General features: G+C 33.5%; 16 protein-coding genes. 11 read left to right on the top strand and 5 right to left on the bottom strand.

The genetic code is table 11. The features are described 5' to 3' along the window. Positions 1 to 323 precede the first annotated feature (323 nt). Together C9J35_RS09960 and C9J35_RS23570 are read left to right on the top strand one after the other, a co-directional pair. Entirely contained in the window at positions 324 to 827 is a 504-nt protein-coding gene (locus tag C9J35_RS09960; protein ID WP_107924385.1) for a MepB family protein, read from the top strand. 198 nt (positions 828 to 1,025) lie between these two features. Next, positions 1,026 to 1,181 carry a hypothetical protein gene (locus C9J35_RS23570; protein ID WP_167395947.1) on the top strand — a complete coding sequence of 52 codons (156 nt, stop codon included), beginning with the start codon at positions 1,026 to 1,028 and terminating at the stop codon, positions 1,179 to 1,181. A 202-nt stretch (positions 1,182 to 1,383) separates the two neighbouring features. On the opposite strand, the gene C9J35_RS09955 is transcribed toward C9J35_RS23570, so the two are convergent. Further along, a complete protein-coding gene (locus C9J35_RS09955) occupies positions 1,384 to 2,538 on the bottom strand; it encodes a Ger(x)C family spore germination protein (RefSeq protein WP_107924384.1) in 1,155 nt (384 codons plus the stop codon). Between the two features lie 514 nt (positions 2,539 to 3,052). Continuing rightward, positions 3,053 to 3,493 (bottom strand): hypothetical protein, encoded by a 441-nt coding sequence (locus C9J35_RS09950; protein ID WP_054768133.1) that lies wholly within the window; start codon positions 3,491 to 3,493, stop codon positions 3,053 to 3,055. Positions 3,494 to 3,855: 362 nt separating this feature from the next. Between C9J35_RS09950 and C9J35_RS23565 the strand changes: the two genes are divergently transcribed. Further along, complete coding sequence (locus C9J35_RS23565) at positions 3,856 to 4,023, top strand: hypothetical protein (RefSeq protein ID WP_167395946.1); 168 nt, start codon at positions 3,856 to 3,858, stop codon at positions 4,021 to 4,023. 246 nt (positions 4,024 to 4,269) lie between these two features. After that, complete coding sequence (locus tag C9J35_RS09945) at positions 4,270 to 5,055, top strand: alpha/beta fold hydrolase (RefSeq protein ID WP_107924383.1); 786 nt, start codon at positions 4,270 to 4,272, stop codon at positions 5,053 to 5,055. Between the two features lie 247 nt (positions 5,056 to 5,302). Here the strand turns inward: C9J35_RS09945 and C9J35_RS09940 are convergent, their stop codons facing one another. Then, positions 5,303 to 5,761 carry a hypothetical protein gene (locus C9J35_RS09940; RefSeq protein ID WP_107924382.1) on the bottom strand — a complete coding sequence of 153 codons (459 nt, stop codon included), beginning with the start codon at positions 5,759 to 5,761 and terminating at the stop codon, positions 5,303 to 5,305. Between the two features lie 300 nt (positions 5,762 to 6,061). Next, on the bottom strand, positions 6,062 to 6,244 hold the full coding sequence (locus C9J35_RS24130) for a hypothetical protein (RefSeq protein WP_107924381.1): 183 nt from the start codon (positions 6,242 to 6,244) through the stop codon (positions 6,062 to 6,064). Positions 6,245 to 6,498: 254 nt separating this feature from the next. Here C9J35_RS24130 and C9J35_RS09930 point away from each other — a divergent pair, with 254 nt between their 5' ends. Continuing rightward, positions 6,499 to 6,735 carry a DUF3953 domain-containing protein gene (locus C9J35_RS09930; RefSeq protein WP_327323276.1) on the top strand — a complete coding sequence of 79 codons (237 nt, stop codon included), beginning with the start codon at positions 6,499 to 6,501 and terminating at the stop codon, positions 6,733 to 6,735. Between the two features lie 521 nt (positions 6,736 to 7,256). Beyond that, the gene (locus tag C9J35_RS09925; protein ID WP_235616268.1) at positions 7,257 to 8,639 is read left to right on the top strand and encodes a VanZ family protein; all 1,383 of its coding nucleotides are present in this window, start codon (positions 7,257 to 7,259) and stop codon (positions 8,637 to 8,639) included. A 342-nt stretch (positions 8,640 to 8,981) separates the two neighbouring features. Here the strand turns inward: C9J35_RS09925 and C9J35_RS09920 are convergent, their stop codons facing one another. After that, positions 8,982 to 9,323, bottom strand: a complete 342-nt coding sequence (locus C9J35_RS09920; RefSeq protein WP_054768131.1) for a hypothetical protein — start codon at positions 9,321 to 9,323, stop codon at positions 8,982 to 8,984. A 1,230-nt stretch (positions 9,324 to 10,553) separates the two neighbouring features. Here C9J35_RS09920 and C9J35_RS09915 point away from each other — a divergent pair. The 5 genes from C9J35_RS09915 (at position 10,554) to C9J35_RS09895 (ending at position 15,634) form a co-directional block, all read left to right on the top strand. Continuing rightward, a complete protein-coding gene (locus tag C9J35_RS09915) occupies positions 10,554 to 11,411 on the top strand; it encodes a RhaT/GlcU family sugar-proton symporter (RefSeq protein ID WP_107924379.1) in 858 nt (285 codons plus the stop codon). 16 nt (positions 11,412 to 11,427) lie between these two features. After that, a complete protein-coding gene (gdh, locus tag C9J35_RS09910; protein ID WP_054768130.1) occupies positions 11,428 to 12,213 on the top strand; it encodes a glucose 1-dehydrogenase in 786 nt (261 codons plus the stop codon). 386 nt (positions 12,214 to 12,599) lie between these two features. Further along, entirely contained in the window at positions 12,600 to 12,932 is a 333-nt protein-coding gene (locus C9J35_RS09905; protein ID WP_054768129.1) for a DUF4870 domain-containing protein, read from the top strand. A 52-nt stretch (positions 12,933 to 12,984) separates the two neighbouring features. Beyond that, positions 12,985 to 13,734 carry a MerR family transcriptional regulator gene (locus tag C9J35_RS09900; protein ID WP_235616260.1) on the top strand — a complete coding sequence of 250 codons (750 nt, stop codon included), beginning with the start codon at positions 12,985 to 12,987 and terminating at the stop codon, positions 13,732 to 13,734. Positions 13,735 to 14,671: 937 nt separating this feature from the next. Next, positions 14,672 to 15,634, top strand: coding sequence for an ABC transporter substrate-binding protein (locus C9J35_RS09895; protein WP_107924377.1), 963 nt, complete (start codon positions 14,672 to 14,674; stop codon positions 15,632 to 15,634). Positions 15,635 to 15,685 lie beyond the last annotated feature (51 nt).

The following is a 15,685-nucleotide window of genomic DNA, read 5'->3' as shown; positions in this document are numbered from 1 at the left end:
AGCTTTCAGCGCATAATAATAGTAGTGTAAAGCTAATCTAGCCTTACAAAAACTCTCCTGTTTTGGGTCACTTTCTAAATGGAAGTGACCTTTTTAATTGTTGTTTATATAAAGAAATTGTCCTTAGTAGTACAATGTTAAAAAGACAACTGACAAAGGTTGCTTCAAATTTAGGTGATTTCCTCCATCTCGCCCAAAGGAGGCTCAACAGTTAGCAAAAACCTCACCATCTTTAAGAACACCGTAACAACAATTTAATAACAAGGCTAGCTAATACTAGACAAAGAAAATACAAATTACAGTTAACAAGGAAGAAAGAAATCATGAACACGTTTTATAATGCTGTCACTTTTATTAATAATAAAATATACGAACCGAATAACCTAATAATTGAAAATATTCAAGAAGAACAGCAAAACTCACAATATGGAGCAGGAAAGTTCCAGTTAAATTTGAAATCGATTCGCTTTAGGGTTGCCAAAATAACGCCCACTAAAATTGGCCAATTCGTAGCTTTTTGGGAGAAAAATCGCAGTCATAAAAATCAGCCCTATCAATATAGAGACTTCCCAGACTTATTAGTTATCACAACCTTTAATGGTAATAGGGTCGGTCAGTTTGTTTTTCCAAAAGAACTTCTGTTGAAAAAAGGTATTCTACAAACGGATGAAAAGAAAGGTAAGATGGCTATCAGAGTCTATCCTAGCTGGGATAAACTAACAAATAAGCAAGCAATAACTACTCAAAAATGGCAAATACCATACTTTATAGATATAACTGATAAGACTAAAGTGAATCATCAACGAGTAGTGGAACTATATTCGTAAAAAAATAACACATACAGTTAAAAAACGATTATAAGCGGAAGTGATAGTAATAGTTTGTTATCACCGAAGGGTAGAAAAAATCTAGCATTAACGACACGTAATGAGCTGTTCGTCCGAGTGAAAATATGTATAGTTAATTTCCTTTTTATTGAAAGTTTGTTATACTTTATATTGAATATAGCTTTAAGAGGTGATTTTATGGAAAAAGATACGTCATTCGATTATCAATATCCCAAACACCAGAAGCGACGTCATAACGGAGAGCATAAAGGATTATATGTCATTAAGATTACGAAGGAACAAGTAGACCGTTTAATTGAGGATATTGATAAAACATTAAAGACGTCTAAGTGATGTCTTTTTTTGTATGTCACATCAAACGAATGAGGGATAGAATAACGGTAAGATATAGCCATGCAGATGTCATAGCAACTCAGCAGCATTGACGATTGCTTACAATGAAAAAAATGATACATTAGAGCTACAAAGGTCTGTGGTGAAAAAATCCAAAAGACCGGATACTTGTGGAAATCTCAAGTATTCGGTCTTTTTATAGTTATTCTTCAATTGTTTCAGCAAATGTTTTTCGTCCAGGATTAACTTTATTTACCTTAATGTCTAGTTTACTAATTGAATCTTGGTCTAATGGTATTTTGCCGTTATTTTCTAGTTTCTTCCATGCTTTTATGTCTTTTCGATATAAATATTCTGAAAAACGATAAATGTCGACATCTAATTTTAAACCCTCTTCATAGGCTGTTTTTATGTTTTTTTTAACCTCTGCTATAATATTTTTTCTTATTTCATCTGAAGTAACTTTTCCTTTAAAGCCATTAATTGTGGCATCAAAAGTAATATCTATTTCAAACTTAACCTGATTATTTTTTACAATTGGTTCAACGTCTAGGTTTATTTTTTCTAAATCTACTGTTAAGTGATCGTCACCGTCTTCTAATTTAAAGGTTACCGCTCCTTTACTTTTTTTCTCCTGCATCCATTGCAAACCTTTCGCAGCTTCACCTTTAATAAAGCCTTTAAAACCATCTTTTGAAAGTATGCCGACACCTGTCAATGCAGTTTCTTCGGCAGACTGTTCTGTAGTCTGCCAATTTTTATTAATCGTCACTAAAGGAATACTAATTTCATGGCTTGGTTCATTCAAACCAATGATAGATTTTCGTAAATTGATGGGTTCAATAAATGACTCTTGTGCACCTGAAGTGAGTGGATTACTCAGTTTGGATGCAGTTAGTGACTTATTTATAATGGGTGTTACTAAGAGAATTTCTTCAATGGATTCCTGTGTGCAATAAGCCCAAATTTGATACCTTGTTTCCCGATGACGTAAAAAGCTATCGATAATTGGTACAGCATGCTCACTTTTCATGGCCTCCTCCGATAAAATAAGGTAGGTCATATGTCCCCAAAATACTTTTTGATCGATGGAACGATATAATTTAAAAAAAGCTTCCTCCATCGTTTTACCTTTCGCACGTCCTATCTCAGCCTGTGTTGGATTTGGATTTGGTTGCTCAGATTTAGCAACGTTTGAAAAGTCGATAATTTGCATGAATATTTCATATTCATCATCCTTGAAATCAATACCGACTCCAAGAATGTAATACATTCTTTGTGGTTCTGATACATCCCAACATCCAGAAAGAAGAAGTGTTGCTGATAAACTTATTATTAATATAATTTTTTTCTTCATTTTTTTCCCTACTTTTAGAAGTTCGTTGTATGAGGAGCGATTGCTTAATTGGTACATTTTAAGCTTAGACAAAAAATGAGAGGATTATGTGTAAATAAAAATTTCTCTAGAAAAGGGAAAAGAATAATGCCTTGTTTAAAGAAGGGGATAGTATAAATTACGGAATGAAAGAGCGGACATATAAATATATCAAAACCACAAGACATCAATGCGTACATTGCCAAACAGACAGAAGAAGGCCTTCCATTACTGAGGAAATCCGAAAATTAATAAAATCAACGATTTCTAACTTAAACCAATCCAATGTTAATAAGGAAAAAGCCATAAATGAGTACCTTTAAAGCATCCATTTGTAGCTGGGCGGGTTGAAAAGATAAAAACCAGGACTCACTTTTATAATGAGTGCCTGGTAAATGATTTTCTATTAGTAACGGATTAAAAATTTTAAAAAATCTTTGTAGATAGATTAAATCTGGATAAAACAAACCAAAGATTGAGCAGACATACATGGAGCTTAAATATTTATTTTTCTTATCGTATAATCAACTCGAACTTGCTGATTAGATTGGGAAAAGAATATAGGGAAATGTTTTCCGTTAGGGTGAAAAGTGTCAATTTCCGCCTGAGTTATGACTTGGAAATTGTGGCTCATATAATCATCCTCACTGAAAGTATCATCCTCTTCTATGTGACCACCAATGACCAATATTTCATAATCTTCAAGAACCATAGTTTGGAAATTACCAATGAGGCTTACATGATTGTCACCTTGTTCGATACCAATAATGTCATGATCTCCTATGTGCCATAATTCACGTGTTTCGCGAATATTGGTTGGTGAAAGTCCCGCCTGTGCAATAAGGGTGCCACGAATTTCTAATTCATCATTGTCTTCATCATCACCAGTATTTAGGACCACAATTGCGTGGAGTCCAACTTCAATAGCTTTACCCATAAATTTTTTCATCTCCTTAAGTAGTATATAATTGTAACATTCACTAGCTTAACCAAAATGTATTGAAATAAGTATCTCTTCTAAAAAAACTGTACAGGTAATTAAAGTTGCACTGATTATTTGTTTAACTCCGTACTATAAGTAAATACTACTGTCGCTCCTGACTCCAAAACTCTCATTGTTTTAGGAAATGATTTAGGTTGGGTAATACATAAGGAAGTGTGTATACTGTAAGATTTTTAGACTTGTATTTTTTGTTTCCTTTTCTTATAACTCGGTCTGTAACTTGAAAAAATCGTATACGTAAAAATAATTTGGATAATAATAAAGAGGAATAAAAATTCCCTAAATGAGGTGAATACATGAAAAAAATAATAATGGGTACGTTTACAGTAATACTTTCTTCAGGATTATTGTTCGGATGTGGAACAGCTGATGATGAACAAGAGCCAGATTCAACAGAAGAACCATCTGAACAGCAAGAAAATCAAAATGATAACCAAAATGATCATCAAAACGATGACCATTAATGTAGATTTTGCATTTTTAAAGTGTATTCCAAGAGCATGTTTATGGATCCAGATTGCAAATAGCGATTTTGGTTTTTTTGTTTCTCATAGTAGTATCTCTTTTGACTAACTAAGGCAACATTACCCACCCTTTGAAATAAATAAGAGCAAGTATTCAACATGTAAAAGAATATTATAATTCTTGACGATACATACTACTACCAATCAGCATGCTCAAAAAGAATTTGTAAATCGGGGTGATTAGAATTGCCAATGTTAGATGTAGAAGGTAGTAACATATACTATCAAGTAAAGGGCGAGGGGACGCCAATCGTCTTCATTCATCCTCCATTATTAACAAGCACAAATTTTGTTTATCAATTAGAACAATTATCAAAAACATTTAAAGTGATTACCTTTGATATTAGAGGTCATGGAAAAAGTGTGTATTCCAAACAAGCGATCACGTATCCACTCATTGTTAATGATATTGTTAATTTATTGGATTATTTAAAGATAGAGAAAGCGTTTATTTGTGGATATTCAACTGGTGGCTCGATTTTATTAGAGTTTTTATTGATGAATCCGAGTAGGGGATTGGGTGGTATCATAATTAGCGGAATGTCTGAAGTGAAGGATTTCTATTTAAAACAACGAATTGCTTTAGCAGTTAAACTAGCAAATAAAAAGGCTATTTCTGTTCTGACACTTGCGGTAGCATGGGGAAATTCTAACACACGACAAGTTTTTAGGAAACTATATAAAGATGCATCCTACGGAGATGCACGAAATATCCAGCAGTACTACAATTATAGTCTACGCTATAATTGTACAAGTCGACTTCCAGATATAAATTCGCCCGTTCTGCTTGTTTTTGGTACGAAAGACAAAGCATTTCATCAATATGCCCATATACTTTATGAAAAGCTACCTCATAATGAATTGGTGTTTTTTGAAAACGAAAAGCACCAAATTCCGACGAAAGCAGCAGTTAAATTAAACGAAAACATTGATGCCTTTATCCAGAAACATTCTGATACAAATGCGTTGTAAAACAAGCACTTATAGAAGTTCGCTAAGTGCTATAACTCGAGTAAAACCCGTTTGATGCAGTTTAGAAGACATAGAATGCTTTAAGCGAGAGCTTGAAACAATATATTGAATGCTAACCACAAACGAATTAAGGTAACGTTAAAAGGATTAAGTCTGGTACAAGACCGAACTCAATCCTTTACAAGCTTCTTAAAATAAAGTATCTAATTTTTGTCAGTCACTACATGATGAGTGACTTTTTGCTATTTCAATTATTAACAACGTTGTTTAATACATGCAAGCGTTTATCTACATAATACTCAAACTCAAATTTATTAGTGTCCGCCAATCCGGTTTGGGCTTTACCCCTATTACTCAATGCTACTTTACCAGTAGCAGCATATGATTTAGCGACGCTATCCTTCGTTTTCACTTTAACAAAAATGGAATCTATTATTAGGGATTCCTTTTTTGCTAACTCAGCAGTGTGTTCCACCAAGGCATTTAATTCTTCTTCGGAAGTTGAAGGTGTTAACAATGTTACATACCAAATGCTTCCGTCTATATGCTCTTCTTCTATTGTGTAGTTAGGTACAGAAGTCATTTCTTTTTTGCCAGTCTTTTGTTCTGTTTTCTTTTCTACGGGCGCCTCTTTACTCAAATCATCACCGCACCCAGCAAGACCAAGTGATAGCACAAGAGCAGTGCTTAAAAATAGTTTTTTCAATGTGTGACTGACTCCCTTTATTGTATATATTTGTATTATTTGAATTATATCATTAATACCAGTTGCTGTCAGTAGAGTTTTTTTGTATTGACCCCGCTCAGGTGCTTTTCTGTATTTTATGCTTTAATCATAACGGGGTTGTCAGGTAAAGAGAAAGAGATTAGTAGAGGAAGTTAAACAATAAAAAACCTCGAGGACAAAGTTATACTCGAGGTTTTATGGAAGGTTGTATCAATAGTATAACTATTCTGATAATTTATGTAAAGCCTATTTGAAAATTATTGTGCAGTAAATTTGTAGTTATTTTTTTGTATTATGCTTGTAATCTATTCTGAAAAAAATGAAAGAAAGAATCAATAAAATTATAGGAAAAAAGAAGAAACCTGCATCATATTTAATTGAATGTTCCATTTTTAATCCAAACAAATAAATAAATAAAGTAAAAGAAACAGATAGAGAGATTGTTCCCGCTATAGTTTTCAAATAACAACCCCCTTGTGATAATCTAATTCTATTTTCAAGCTCTTCGGTACGTTTTTCTAATTCCAACCAGTCTAATTATACTGTATCAATATTAGACATTATGTCTGTAATATTTACGTGTAGACTGATAGATAGACGATTAAGAAAATAAATTGGTATTTATATCCATGTAATTTATTTTATTGTATAATAAAAATAACAAAATTTCAAAATTCTTGTCATAAAAGTGTAATTTAAAAGAGGAGGAGCGGAAAGTGTTGCTGAAAATTTTACAACTTGTTTCTTCAATCATAGTCATATCACTCTCAGCTTACGGCTTAATCACACGGGATTATCAGCTGAATTTTTTAATGATATTCTTTTTAGGGTTATTTATGTTAATTTTAGGAATTAAAGAATTTCAGAGAGAGAGAAGTATTTATGGTTGGCTACTAATCGCTGTTTGCTTATTTGCACTATTTGTATCCATTCAAAATTTCATTTATCTCTAACATAGAAGGGCTGATTAATATGTGAGCTTAAGCCACTGTCCCAATATTTTTAAGTCAAACTTACTAAGTGCACGGAAATGTGCTAACACAATTCTTTGAGACCAAATAATCAATGAAAGTGAGTAGTATCATTGCAATCTTGTCATAGGGTAACCAGCCCCAAAAAAGTCCAGGTACTCAATGAATGTTGAGCCTGTTTTTTTATTTCCACAGAGATAACTGAACATTGTTTTATGTTAATAAAATTAATTAACCTAATGCTATTTTATTAAGAAAAATTAAGAATTTTAAACATTATTTATTAAGATTTGTCATTTATACTGAAATAACTTAGAAAGTAGCAAGTAAAAGGGAGATGAACTAACTCAACTTTTCATTCATTCATCTTAATACCATGTTCAATGATTGTAGCTCAATAAAATGGAGGGTAATTTTCATTAATAACAATTTGTGAGGAGGATTTAAACTTAAGAATCATGAACATATTTTATTATCTACTAGAATTCAACATCGTGCCAATAATGGCATTTGTTGCTTTTGAATTCATATGCATTGCTCTTTATTATTTTTGCTATTATAGAAAGCAACAATTAGAGGGAAAACCTCTAATTCAAATAAAGAAGCTTATTTGGATCGCTCTATTCATCGGATATATTGCTTTAGTCCTTAATCTAACAATTATCAGTCGGGGAAGCTCGCATTATAAGGAGATGAATCTTCATCTGTTTAGTGGCTATGTGGAAGCATGGAATAGCTATTCTTATAAAAAACTTCAGCCCAGTATTTATAATATACTCATGTTTATCCCAATGGGAATGTTGCTTCCTCTTCTTAGTCGAAAGCTTACAACATTTAAATGGCTCATAGTTGTTGTCGTATGTTTTACACTATTCATAGAAATCTACCAGTTAGTTACTGGCGCAGGGATTTTTGAGCTGGATGATTTATTTAACAATACGCTGGGAGGAGTAATTGGATACCAGTTCTATAGACTATACACGTCTATTATTCAGCACAAAAAAGTTCGCATGAAAAGTCTGTTAGGAAGTTTAGCCATACCTCTGCTCATGGTTTTCATTTTTGCGGGTATAACTATTGCTTATGCTAAGCAGGAGTTTGGAAATCTGTCGATTAATTCATATTCTAAATGGGATATGACAGACGTACATTTGACAACATCCATGCAACTAAATTCAGTACCCACAATGGCATCCGTATATAAGAAAGTAAACCATTCGGATGAAGTGGGGGATATATTGTATCGGAAGTTAGGGTTAACTGAAGTGAAGACAGCAGCTAAGGAAAGGGACCGTGGGATTCTATTAGAAGATAAATCAGGGTCTCAATATACTTTATTTCAATCGACACAAGGAAATTGGACATTAACCGACAGCAATTATACACCTCAGCAAGCTACATGGACGAAACAAGGACCAATGCGTCAAGAGGCAATGGCTATAATGGATAATCTAGATATACTTCCTCAAAAAGCTGATCTTATAACAGAAGAGGGAGACCAGTTTCAGTGGTCACTCTCAGATACACCCCATATAAATAAAGATTATTGGTCTGGGGAACTATCACTTGGGTTAAAAAAAGATGGCAGTATTTACGCAGTGTCATATGGGCTTCAAGAACATCACTTTATACGGGAAGTGGATATCTTAACCCCTAAAGATGTGTATGAACGTATAAAGAAAGGGGAATTTCCTCTCATAAAAAGGAATGCAATTTTAACCCCTGATATGATGGTTATAAAAAAGGGCGATAAACTAGAAATAACCGGGATGGAGCTTACATTCATGTATGACACAAAGGAATTCTATCAGCCTGTATATAGAGTGAGTGGAATATTTAATGGGGATTCAGATTGGTTTACATTAATTCAGGCACGCCGAAACTAGGCTTAAAGCATCTCAAGAGTTATTCTATTCGAACATCGTTTTAAGACAACTAGTTAAAGTAAAATAACGGAGCATTAAAAAGTCACTCATTTGAAAAGGAATGAGTGACTTTTTTTATTTCTATTGCTTACTTCATAATCTTGTCGACCTAATGCTTTACCACCAAATTCTTGATTTACAACTAATGTAACTGGTGTTTCTAAGTCAAACTTGTTCATCCACAACAGCATTTCTACAGTATTTTTTCAATTATGTATCTCGACGTAAAACAAGAGAAAGAAGATGATTATAAATGAAAAGCCTTATAACTGAGTATAAGGCTTTTCGATATTAACTTTAACATTAAAGAATCTGCGTTAATTCTGAGTTTACAAACCGTTGGGCAGTAATGATAACACCTGAAGCTGTTCGTCCATAAACGCTATATATTCCGCCATTTTGATTTGGGACAATTTCAACTTCATATTGAGCAGCACCTCCTACACCAGGAGTTACAAAAGTAGAACCATTAGCAATTGCGGCAAAAGGAGTTGTTGACAATAATCGTCTTGAGCCGTTTAGTCTAAAAACTCTTACTACTCCAGTTAATAAACCTCCACTAAGATTGAGAATTTTGACACGAACACTAGTTGCATTAGCTGGTTGATTTCCTGTATTTTCAATTGGACCAGTAGTTAAAGGCATTTAATTCACCTCCTTGCAAATAAAAAATTATAATCTGCAGATTACATTTTCATAATATGTAGTACACTGTTACACTCTCTAGTCTTATTAATCACAATTTTATTTATTAAAGAAATATATGGTTTAATTAGTAGAAATTTTTTCAAAAGAAAAATTGTTAACGATGGTGAATTTATATACCAAGACATAATTCCGTAGTAGAAACACCTAATACAGCGAGAGATATATTAGATAACTACCAATATTAGGATGGAAGAAGTTGTACAGTAGAAAGGGCGATAAGCATTTAAGGTGATGGTGGACATTGATTTCGAGAGCGAAAAGGACATAAAGCCTTCGTCATAATTTGATGCGTGCAGGAGTTACGGTTGAAGGACAAGAAGTACATGGCGTATCGTGGCTTTAGAGTTATTGATGAAGAAGTTGTTTGGGAGCGTGTTGAAGATTAATCGAAAGATATTGTGTAGCAGAAGAAATAAATTGGGGAAGGGAGAGCATAGTTTGAAAGCACGAAAAAAACCGCAGTGTGATCAAACGCTACAGCCTAGAGATTAACTGAACAACATGCTATTTCTTTTCATATTTTTTACTATCCCATGCCCATGTTATAAATGCATAAACAATTGTCGCAAATAAGGAATAAAAAAATTTTCTCGCAAATCCCAATTACCTTTTTTGAAATAATCTCCAACTGATAAAAGTAAAAACAATAGTACGAAGTAAAAAATATATAAGTATTTTCTGATAAATATCATTTAAATCACCTTAATATGTAATTTATGTAAATTTTAACATAAAAAAACCGCAGCGTGATCAAACGCTACAGCCTAGAATTGATTATGCCCTTTGATGTTGCATACTACAGTATTATACCACAACTTAGAAGGGCAAACAGATTTAAATTGTGTAAGTACATGAGAATGAAAGATAACTAGATTCGTTAACAGGTTTATAGTGACAGTGTAGTAACAAAACCGAACAACAGCCAAATAAATAGAAGATGCGATACTTTGAAGTAGGAGAGCTTAAGCTGTACTTAATCAATTTAAAATCTAAAAAATTTACCATTTAGGGTTTAATAAGATAAAAAGATTTTTTGTTTAGAAATCAAAAACAGTGAAAGAATAGGAATGTGGAATGAGGTGAGAAATTTATTAAAGGGGAGAAGTGAAAAATATTGTTCAATCCTTCTTAGAAATATGAAATTTAAATATAGAAAGGTCTATATAAATGGATATCTTCCTAGCAATTTTACCTGCTCTATTTTGGGGAAGCATTGTGTTATTTAATGTTAAACTTGGCGGAGGACCATATAGTCAAGTTTTAGGTACAACTTTGGGCGCCCTTATTTTCTCTATAGCCATTTATATTTTTGTAAAACCTGTTTTAACACCTTTAGTTATCGGTGTAGGAATTGTATCAGGTTTATTTTGGGCATTAGGACAAGCAAATCAATTGAAAAGTATTGATTTAATGGGTGTTTCCAAAACAATGCCTATTTCGACTGGGCTTCAATTGGTATCAACAACTTTATTCGGAGTGATTGTATTTCATGAATGGTCTACAACAATATCAGTTGTGTTAGGTATTCTTGCACTTTTTAGTATCATTGTTGGTATCATTCTCACAACGCTTCAAAATCCTGAAGAGAAAGAAAAAGAACAAGTCAATAATTTTAAAAAAGGAATTATGATTTTATTAGTTTCAACCTTTGGCTATTTAGTATATGTAGTAATTATACGTCTATTTAATGTAAGTGGATGGTCTGCTTTATTGCCGCAAGCAATCGGAATGGTTCTTGGCGGAATTTTATTAACATTTAAGCATAAACCATTTAATAAATATGCCATTCGCAATATAATTCCTGGTTTAATTTGGGCGGCTGGAAATATGTTTTTATTTATTTCTCAGCCACGTGTAGGAGTAGCAACTAGCTTTTCCCTTTCTCAAATGGGCATAGTAATCTCGACTTTGGGCGGGATTTTTATATTAGGGGAGAAAAAAACAAAACGGCAATTCATAGCAATCATTATTGGTATTGTCTTTATAGTCGCTGCTGGCATCATGTTAGGAATTGCTAAAGGATAAAAAGGAGGACTAAATTATGTATCCAGATTTAGAGGGAAAAGTAGTTGTTATTACTGGAGCTGCAACGGGATTAGGAAAAGCGATGGGAATACGCTTTGGAACAGAAAAAGCAAAAGTTGTCATTAATTATCGTTCCAATGAAGCAGAAGTAAATGAAGTGGTTAAAGAAGTTATAAAAGCTGGTGGTGAAGCCATTGCTGTTAAAGGTGATGTTACAGTGGAAATGGACGTGATAAACCTGATTCGTACAGCTGTGGATGAGTTTGGTACGCTTGATGTGATGATAAATAATGCTGGGATAGAAAACCCAGTAGCTTCACATGAAATGCCACTAAATGATTGGAATAAAGTGATAAATACAAATTTAACAGGCGCATTTTTAGGAAGTCGAGAAGCAATTAAATATTTTGTTGAGAATGATATTAAAGGAACAGTTATCAATATGTCTAGTGTTCATGAGAAAATTCCTTGGCCGTTGTTTGTTCACTATGCCGCCAGTAAAGGAGGCATTAAGTTAATGACAGAAACATTAGCGTTAGAGTATGCTCCAAAGGGAATTCGTGTAAATAATATCGGTCCTGGGGCGATCAATACGCCCATAAATGCTGAAAAATTTGCTGATCCAGAAAAACGAGCGGATGTTGAAAGTATGATACCGATGGGCTATATTGGAAAACCAGAAGAAATTGCCGCAGTAGCAGCATGGCTTGCTTCATCACAAGCTAGTTATGTAACCGGCATTACTTTATTCGCTGATGGTGGAATGACTTTATATCCTTCATTCCAAGCTGGTCGTGGATAAGTAAAAAAGACTGTGAGCAAAACTGATCTACCCCAAAAAAAGTTAGACAAATAATTTAAGCAACTTCTAAAATCTGAGTCCGGTATTGAACTAAGGACTTAGATTTTTTAATTTTGCCTATATACGTTGTGATTATAGGAATGAATATAGGCATCCAATTCTTTTCTTAGTGTTCAATTAGACATAGACATAGACACGATGTTGAAGTCATGTTCGGCGTTTTTTATCAGCACATCTGACCAACAAAGAAGTGGTTAAATAAAGATTGATTAGATTAAAATTAATTTTGTACTTGAATCTCCAGTAGCGTCACCTTTTATGATGAATGTAGTTACTAAATTAAAAGGTAACAACTAAATAATTTACGCTATTGGAGGCGCAGTTTTATGAAAAAAGAGAGTCTATTAAATAGAGGATTGGCAAGTTTAATGCATCTGTTCTCGCTATTATTAACTTTTGTGTTACCTATATTAGTATACTTGGTATCAAAGGATAGAAATAAATATTTTGCCGATCATGCAAAAGAAGGGATGAACCTTCATTTTACTTTCTTCCCAGTCTTTTTGTTATTAACTCTTATTTCTACAAAATGGAGTGCGGCTTCTGTTCTTTCATTTGCACTTATTATACTTGAAACAATATTAATTATAATTGCAACAATTTATACGTTAAAAGGGAAAAAGTTTTCTTACCCCGTTATACGTTACTTTAAAGTCTGAAAAAACAAAGGATTTTTAGGTTCAATTTAGGAACAAAAGGAGAGGTTATTTGTTGGGAAAAGGTGTATTTACAATTGGGGAACTTGTGCAAAAGTCTGGTGTGAGCATTAGAACGCTTAGATATTATGACAGTATAGACCTACTTAAACCGCGTGATTATACAGAGGGTGGACATCGACGATATTCAAAAGAGGATTTAACTATTCTACAAAACATTAAATCCTTGCAGTTTCTTGGATTATCCCTAAAGGATATTAAAATCATGCTTCAAAAAAACACTGTTGAAGGCGAGGTTATATTAAAATCTTTAAAACACCAAAAGCACTTATTTGAAGCAAAAAAGTTTGAGATTACTAATATATTATCCGATTTAAACCATCTTATGGAAACAATAGAAGATGAGGAAATCATCAATATTGAAATATTTTGTGTGATGCTTCAAAAATTAATGTTTGAAGCATATACAGAAAAATGGTTTAAAGAGCACTTTTCTAAAGATATAACTGATGAATTATTTAATATAAAAAAATCCGAAGAAATTGATTTAGATAAAAAATGGACGAAAGTTTTATCTGAAATCAAACATTTAACGTCTACTGATGCTATACCGTCTTCGAAAGAAACACAAGAAACTATTGAAACACTGCTATTGCTTATGGATGAAACTTTGAAAGGAAATTTAGATTTGGTTGAAGAAAAGCTGCCATCCACAGAATCATTGTCATTTCCAAATCCTTTTACAGCAAAGGAGCAAAAATTTTTAAAAGAGGCTATGGAGTTTTATAGAAATAATTCATACTAATTTAATTATCGTATAGGAACAGGCGATAAAAATTAAGGATAGACAGACCACGACTGACCATAAACACGTTCGAGAGCATGTGGTTACCCAGTAATAGACAACCGTGATTTCTCTGGCCAATATGGTACAACTAATGATACTGCTGCGGTTAATATTGTGGTTATAACTTCGCATGCTCAAGAGAATAAAATCCATAATTAAAGACAACGAAAAAGTGAATAAAATCCTAACACTTTTTGTTATCCAAATCCAAACAATATAAAGGAGGAGAAGAAATAGATACTAAATCAAGTATTTGAGGAGTTAGAGAAGAAAGATATCTTTAAAATAAGTAAAAAGTTTAATAATAGCTTTTTTTATTATAGTTTCTTTAATATTTATTGGGCTATAGTTATTGGTAATTCATTAATTCCTACTTTGTTCATGACGAAACATATATGCATCTAAGCTATGAAAACAATGGCTTTGCCATCGTAGCAAGAGGTTTTATGTCACTTTCTTGGACTATTACTTGTAAATAATCAACCTTTTTGTTCATTATTTGTTCAGAACGATGTAGTAATCTAATAAGGTAATCTTGTCATAGGGTAACCAACCCTCAAAAGCCCAGGTCTCAATTCATGTTGAGCTTGGGCTTTGATTATTTTTAGTTTGGGTTTTTTCCCAGATGCATAATGCATCTAATTTGTGAATTATTCACTTTTCATGTGAGCGTTTCTAGAACATTAAAGATGGTTGGACACTGAGAATGACATCGAAGCTGTTAAATATTTTTTTATACGGGACAAATTGAAGCTTTTTCTATTCATGCTATTGACATTTATCCAAATAAATTATTGCGTTTTTTCCATTGTTTCCCCATTTCCCACAAGCTATAACAATGCCGTAAATGATAATCATTTTCAATTAAGTGTAAGAAGGAAAGGGGCAACAAAGTGTGAAGAAGCATCGTGGAAAGCGAATTATAATATGGGCGGGGGTGTTCCTCCTGTTGCTAATATTATCGGCATGTAGTAATACTGGAGGCAATGCATCTGATGTGCAGGTAGAGGAAAGCGAGAAAACAATACAATATACAACGATTAAAGGTGAACAAGTTGAAATACCTGCACATCCCAAACGGGTCGTTTATATTGGTCCGACGCTTGGTGATTTCTTGGTGATGGATATTCCAATCGTTGGTAGTAATCTTATCCATGCTAATCATAGTTACTATGAAGGTAAAACGGCAGGAATAGTTGATGTTGGACATCCAGGTGATTTAGAGATGATTCTAACTTTAAAACCGGATCTGATTATAAATAGTTATTACAATGCGGATGCAGAGCAAAATGAGGCATTGTCGAAAATTGCTCCTACTATCCCATTTAACCCGGCTCTTCCTTATGCAGAACGTGTAAAGGAGATGGGAAATATCTTTGGCCAACAGAAAGAGGCAGCTCAATTGATTGCTAAGTTTGAAACACAGTCGCAAGAAATGTGGGATAAGCTTCAATTAGCAGAAGGGGAGACAGCAACAGTTTTCTACCAGTTAGGTAAAACGCTTTATGTTATGGGCAATCGTTCACTTGGTGCCATTATTTATGGAGACAACGGCTTTGCCATCCCACCAGCTGTACAGAAAAATATTATTAATCAAAAAGGGGTATCTTTCGTTGAGGTTTCAGAAGAGGTGCTTCCAGAGTTTGCTGGTGATCATTTGTTTGTACTTATACAAGATAATGATGATGAAAGTAAAACAGAATCTGACCGCCTACTACAAAGAAGCCCGCTATGGGGAACTCTGCCAGCAGTCCAAAAGGGAAATGTTTACGTTGCTTCTGCTGAATGGAATACAGATAACTTGTTAGCTTTGGAGCAATTGTTTAAAGAGCTGCCACAATGGATGCAACGGACGTAAGAAATTGTATCTGTTTAAACCGTTAGTTTTCTAAAGTAGCACATACTCGAA

Source organism: Lysinibacillus parviboronicapiens (assembly GCF_003049575.1).
Classification (GTDB): Bacteria; Bacillota; Bacilli; order Bacillales_A; family Planococcaceae; genus Lysinibacillus; species Lysinibacillus parviboronicapiens.
This window is presented reverse-complemented; position numbering and strand designations above follow the sequence as displayed.

What these genes read in the sequence shown, in the direction of transcription:
- C9J35_RS09960 (WP_107924385.1), top strand. Translation starts at nt 324, where the DNA reads ATGAACACGTTTTATAATGCTGTCACTTTTATTAATAATAAAATATAC.
- C9J35_RS23570 (WP_167395947.1), top strand. Translation starts at nt 1,026, where the DNA reads ATGGAAAAAGATACGTCATTCGATTATCAATATCCCAAACACCAGAAG.
- C9J35_RS09955 (WP_107924384.1), bottom strand. Translation starts at nt 2,538, where the DNA reads ATGAAGAAAAAAATTATATTAATAATAAGTTTATCAGCAACACTTCTT.
- C9J35_RS09950 (WP_054768133.1), bottom strand. Translation starts at nt 3,493, where the DNA reads ATGGGTAAAGCTATTGAAGTTGGACTCCACGCAATTGTGGTCCTAAAT.
- C9J35_RS23565 (WP_167395946.1), top strand. Translation starts at nt 3,856, where the DNA reads ATGAAAAAAATAATAATGGGTACGTTTACAGTAATACTTTCTTCAGGA.
- C9J35_RS09925 (WP_235616268.1), top strand. Translation starts at nt 7,257, where the DNA reads ATGGCATTTGTTGCTTTTGAATTCATATGCATTGCTCTTTATTATTTT.
- C9J35_RS09920 (WP_054768131.1), bottom strand. Translation starts at nt 9,323, where the DNA reads ATGCCTTTAACTACTGGTCCAATTGAAAATACAGGAAATCAACCAGCT.
- C9J35_RS09915 (WP_107924379.1), top strand. Translation starts at nt 10,554, where the DNA reads ATGGATATCTTCCTAGCAATTTTACCTGCTCTATTTTGGGGAAGCATT.
- gdh (WP_054768130.1), top strand. Translation starts at nt 11,428, where the DNA reads ATGTATCCAGATTTAGAGGGAAAAGTAGTTGTTATTACTGGAGCTGCA.
- C9J35_RS09905 (WP_054768129.1), top strand. Translation starts at nt 12,600, where the DNA reads ATGAAAAAAGAGAGTCTATTAAATAGAGGATTGGCAAGTTTAATGCAT.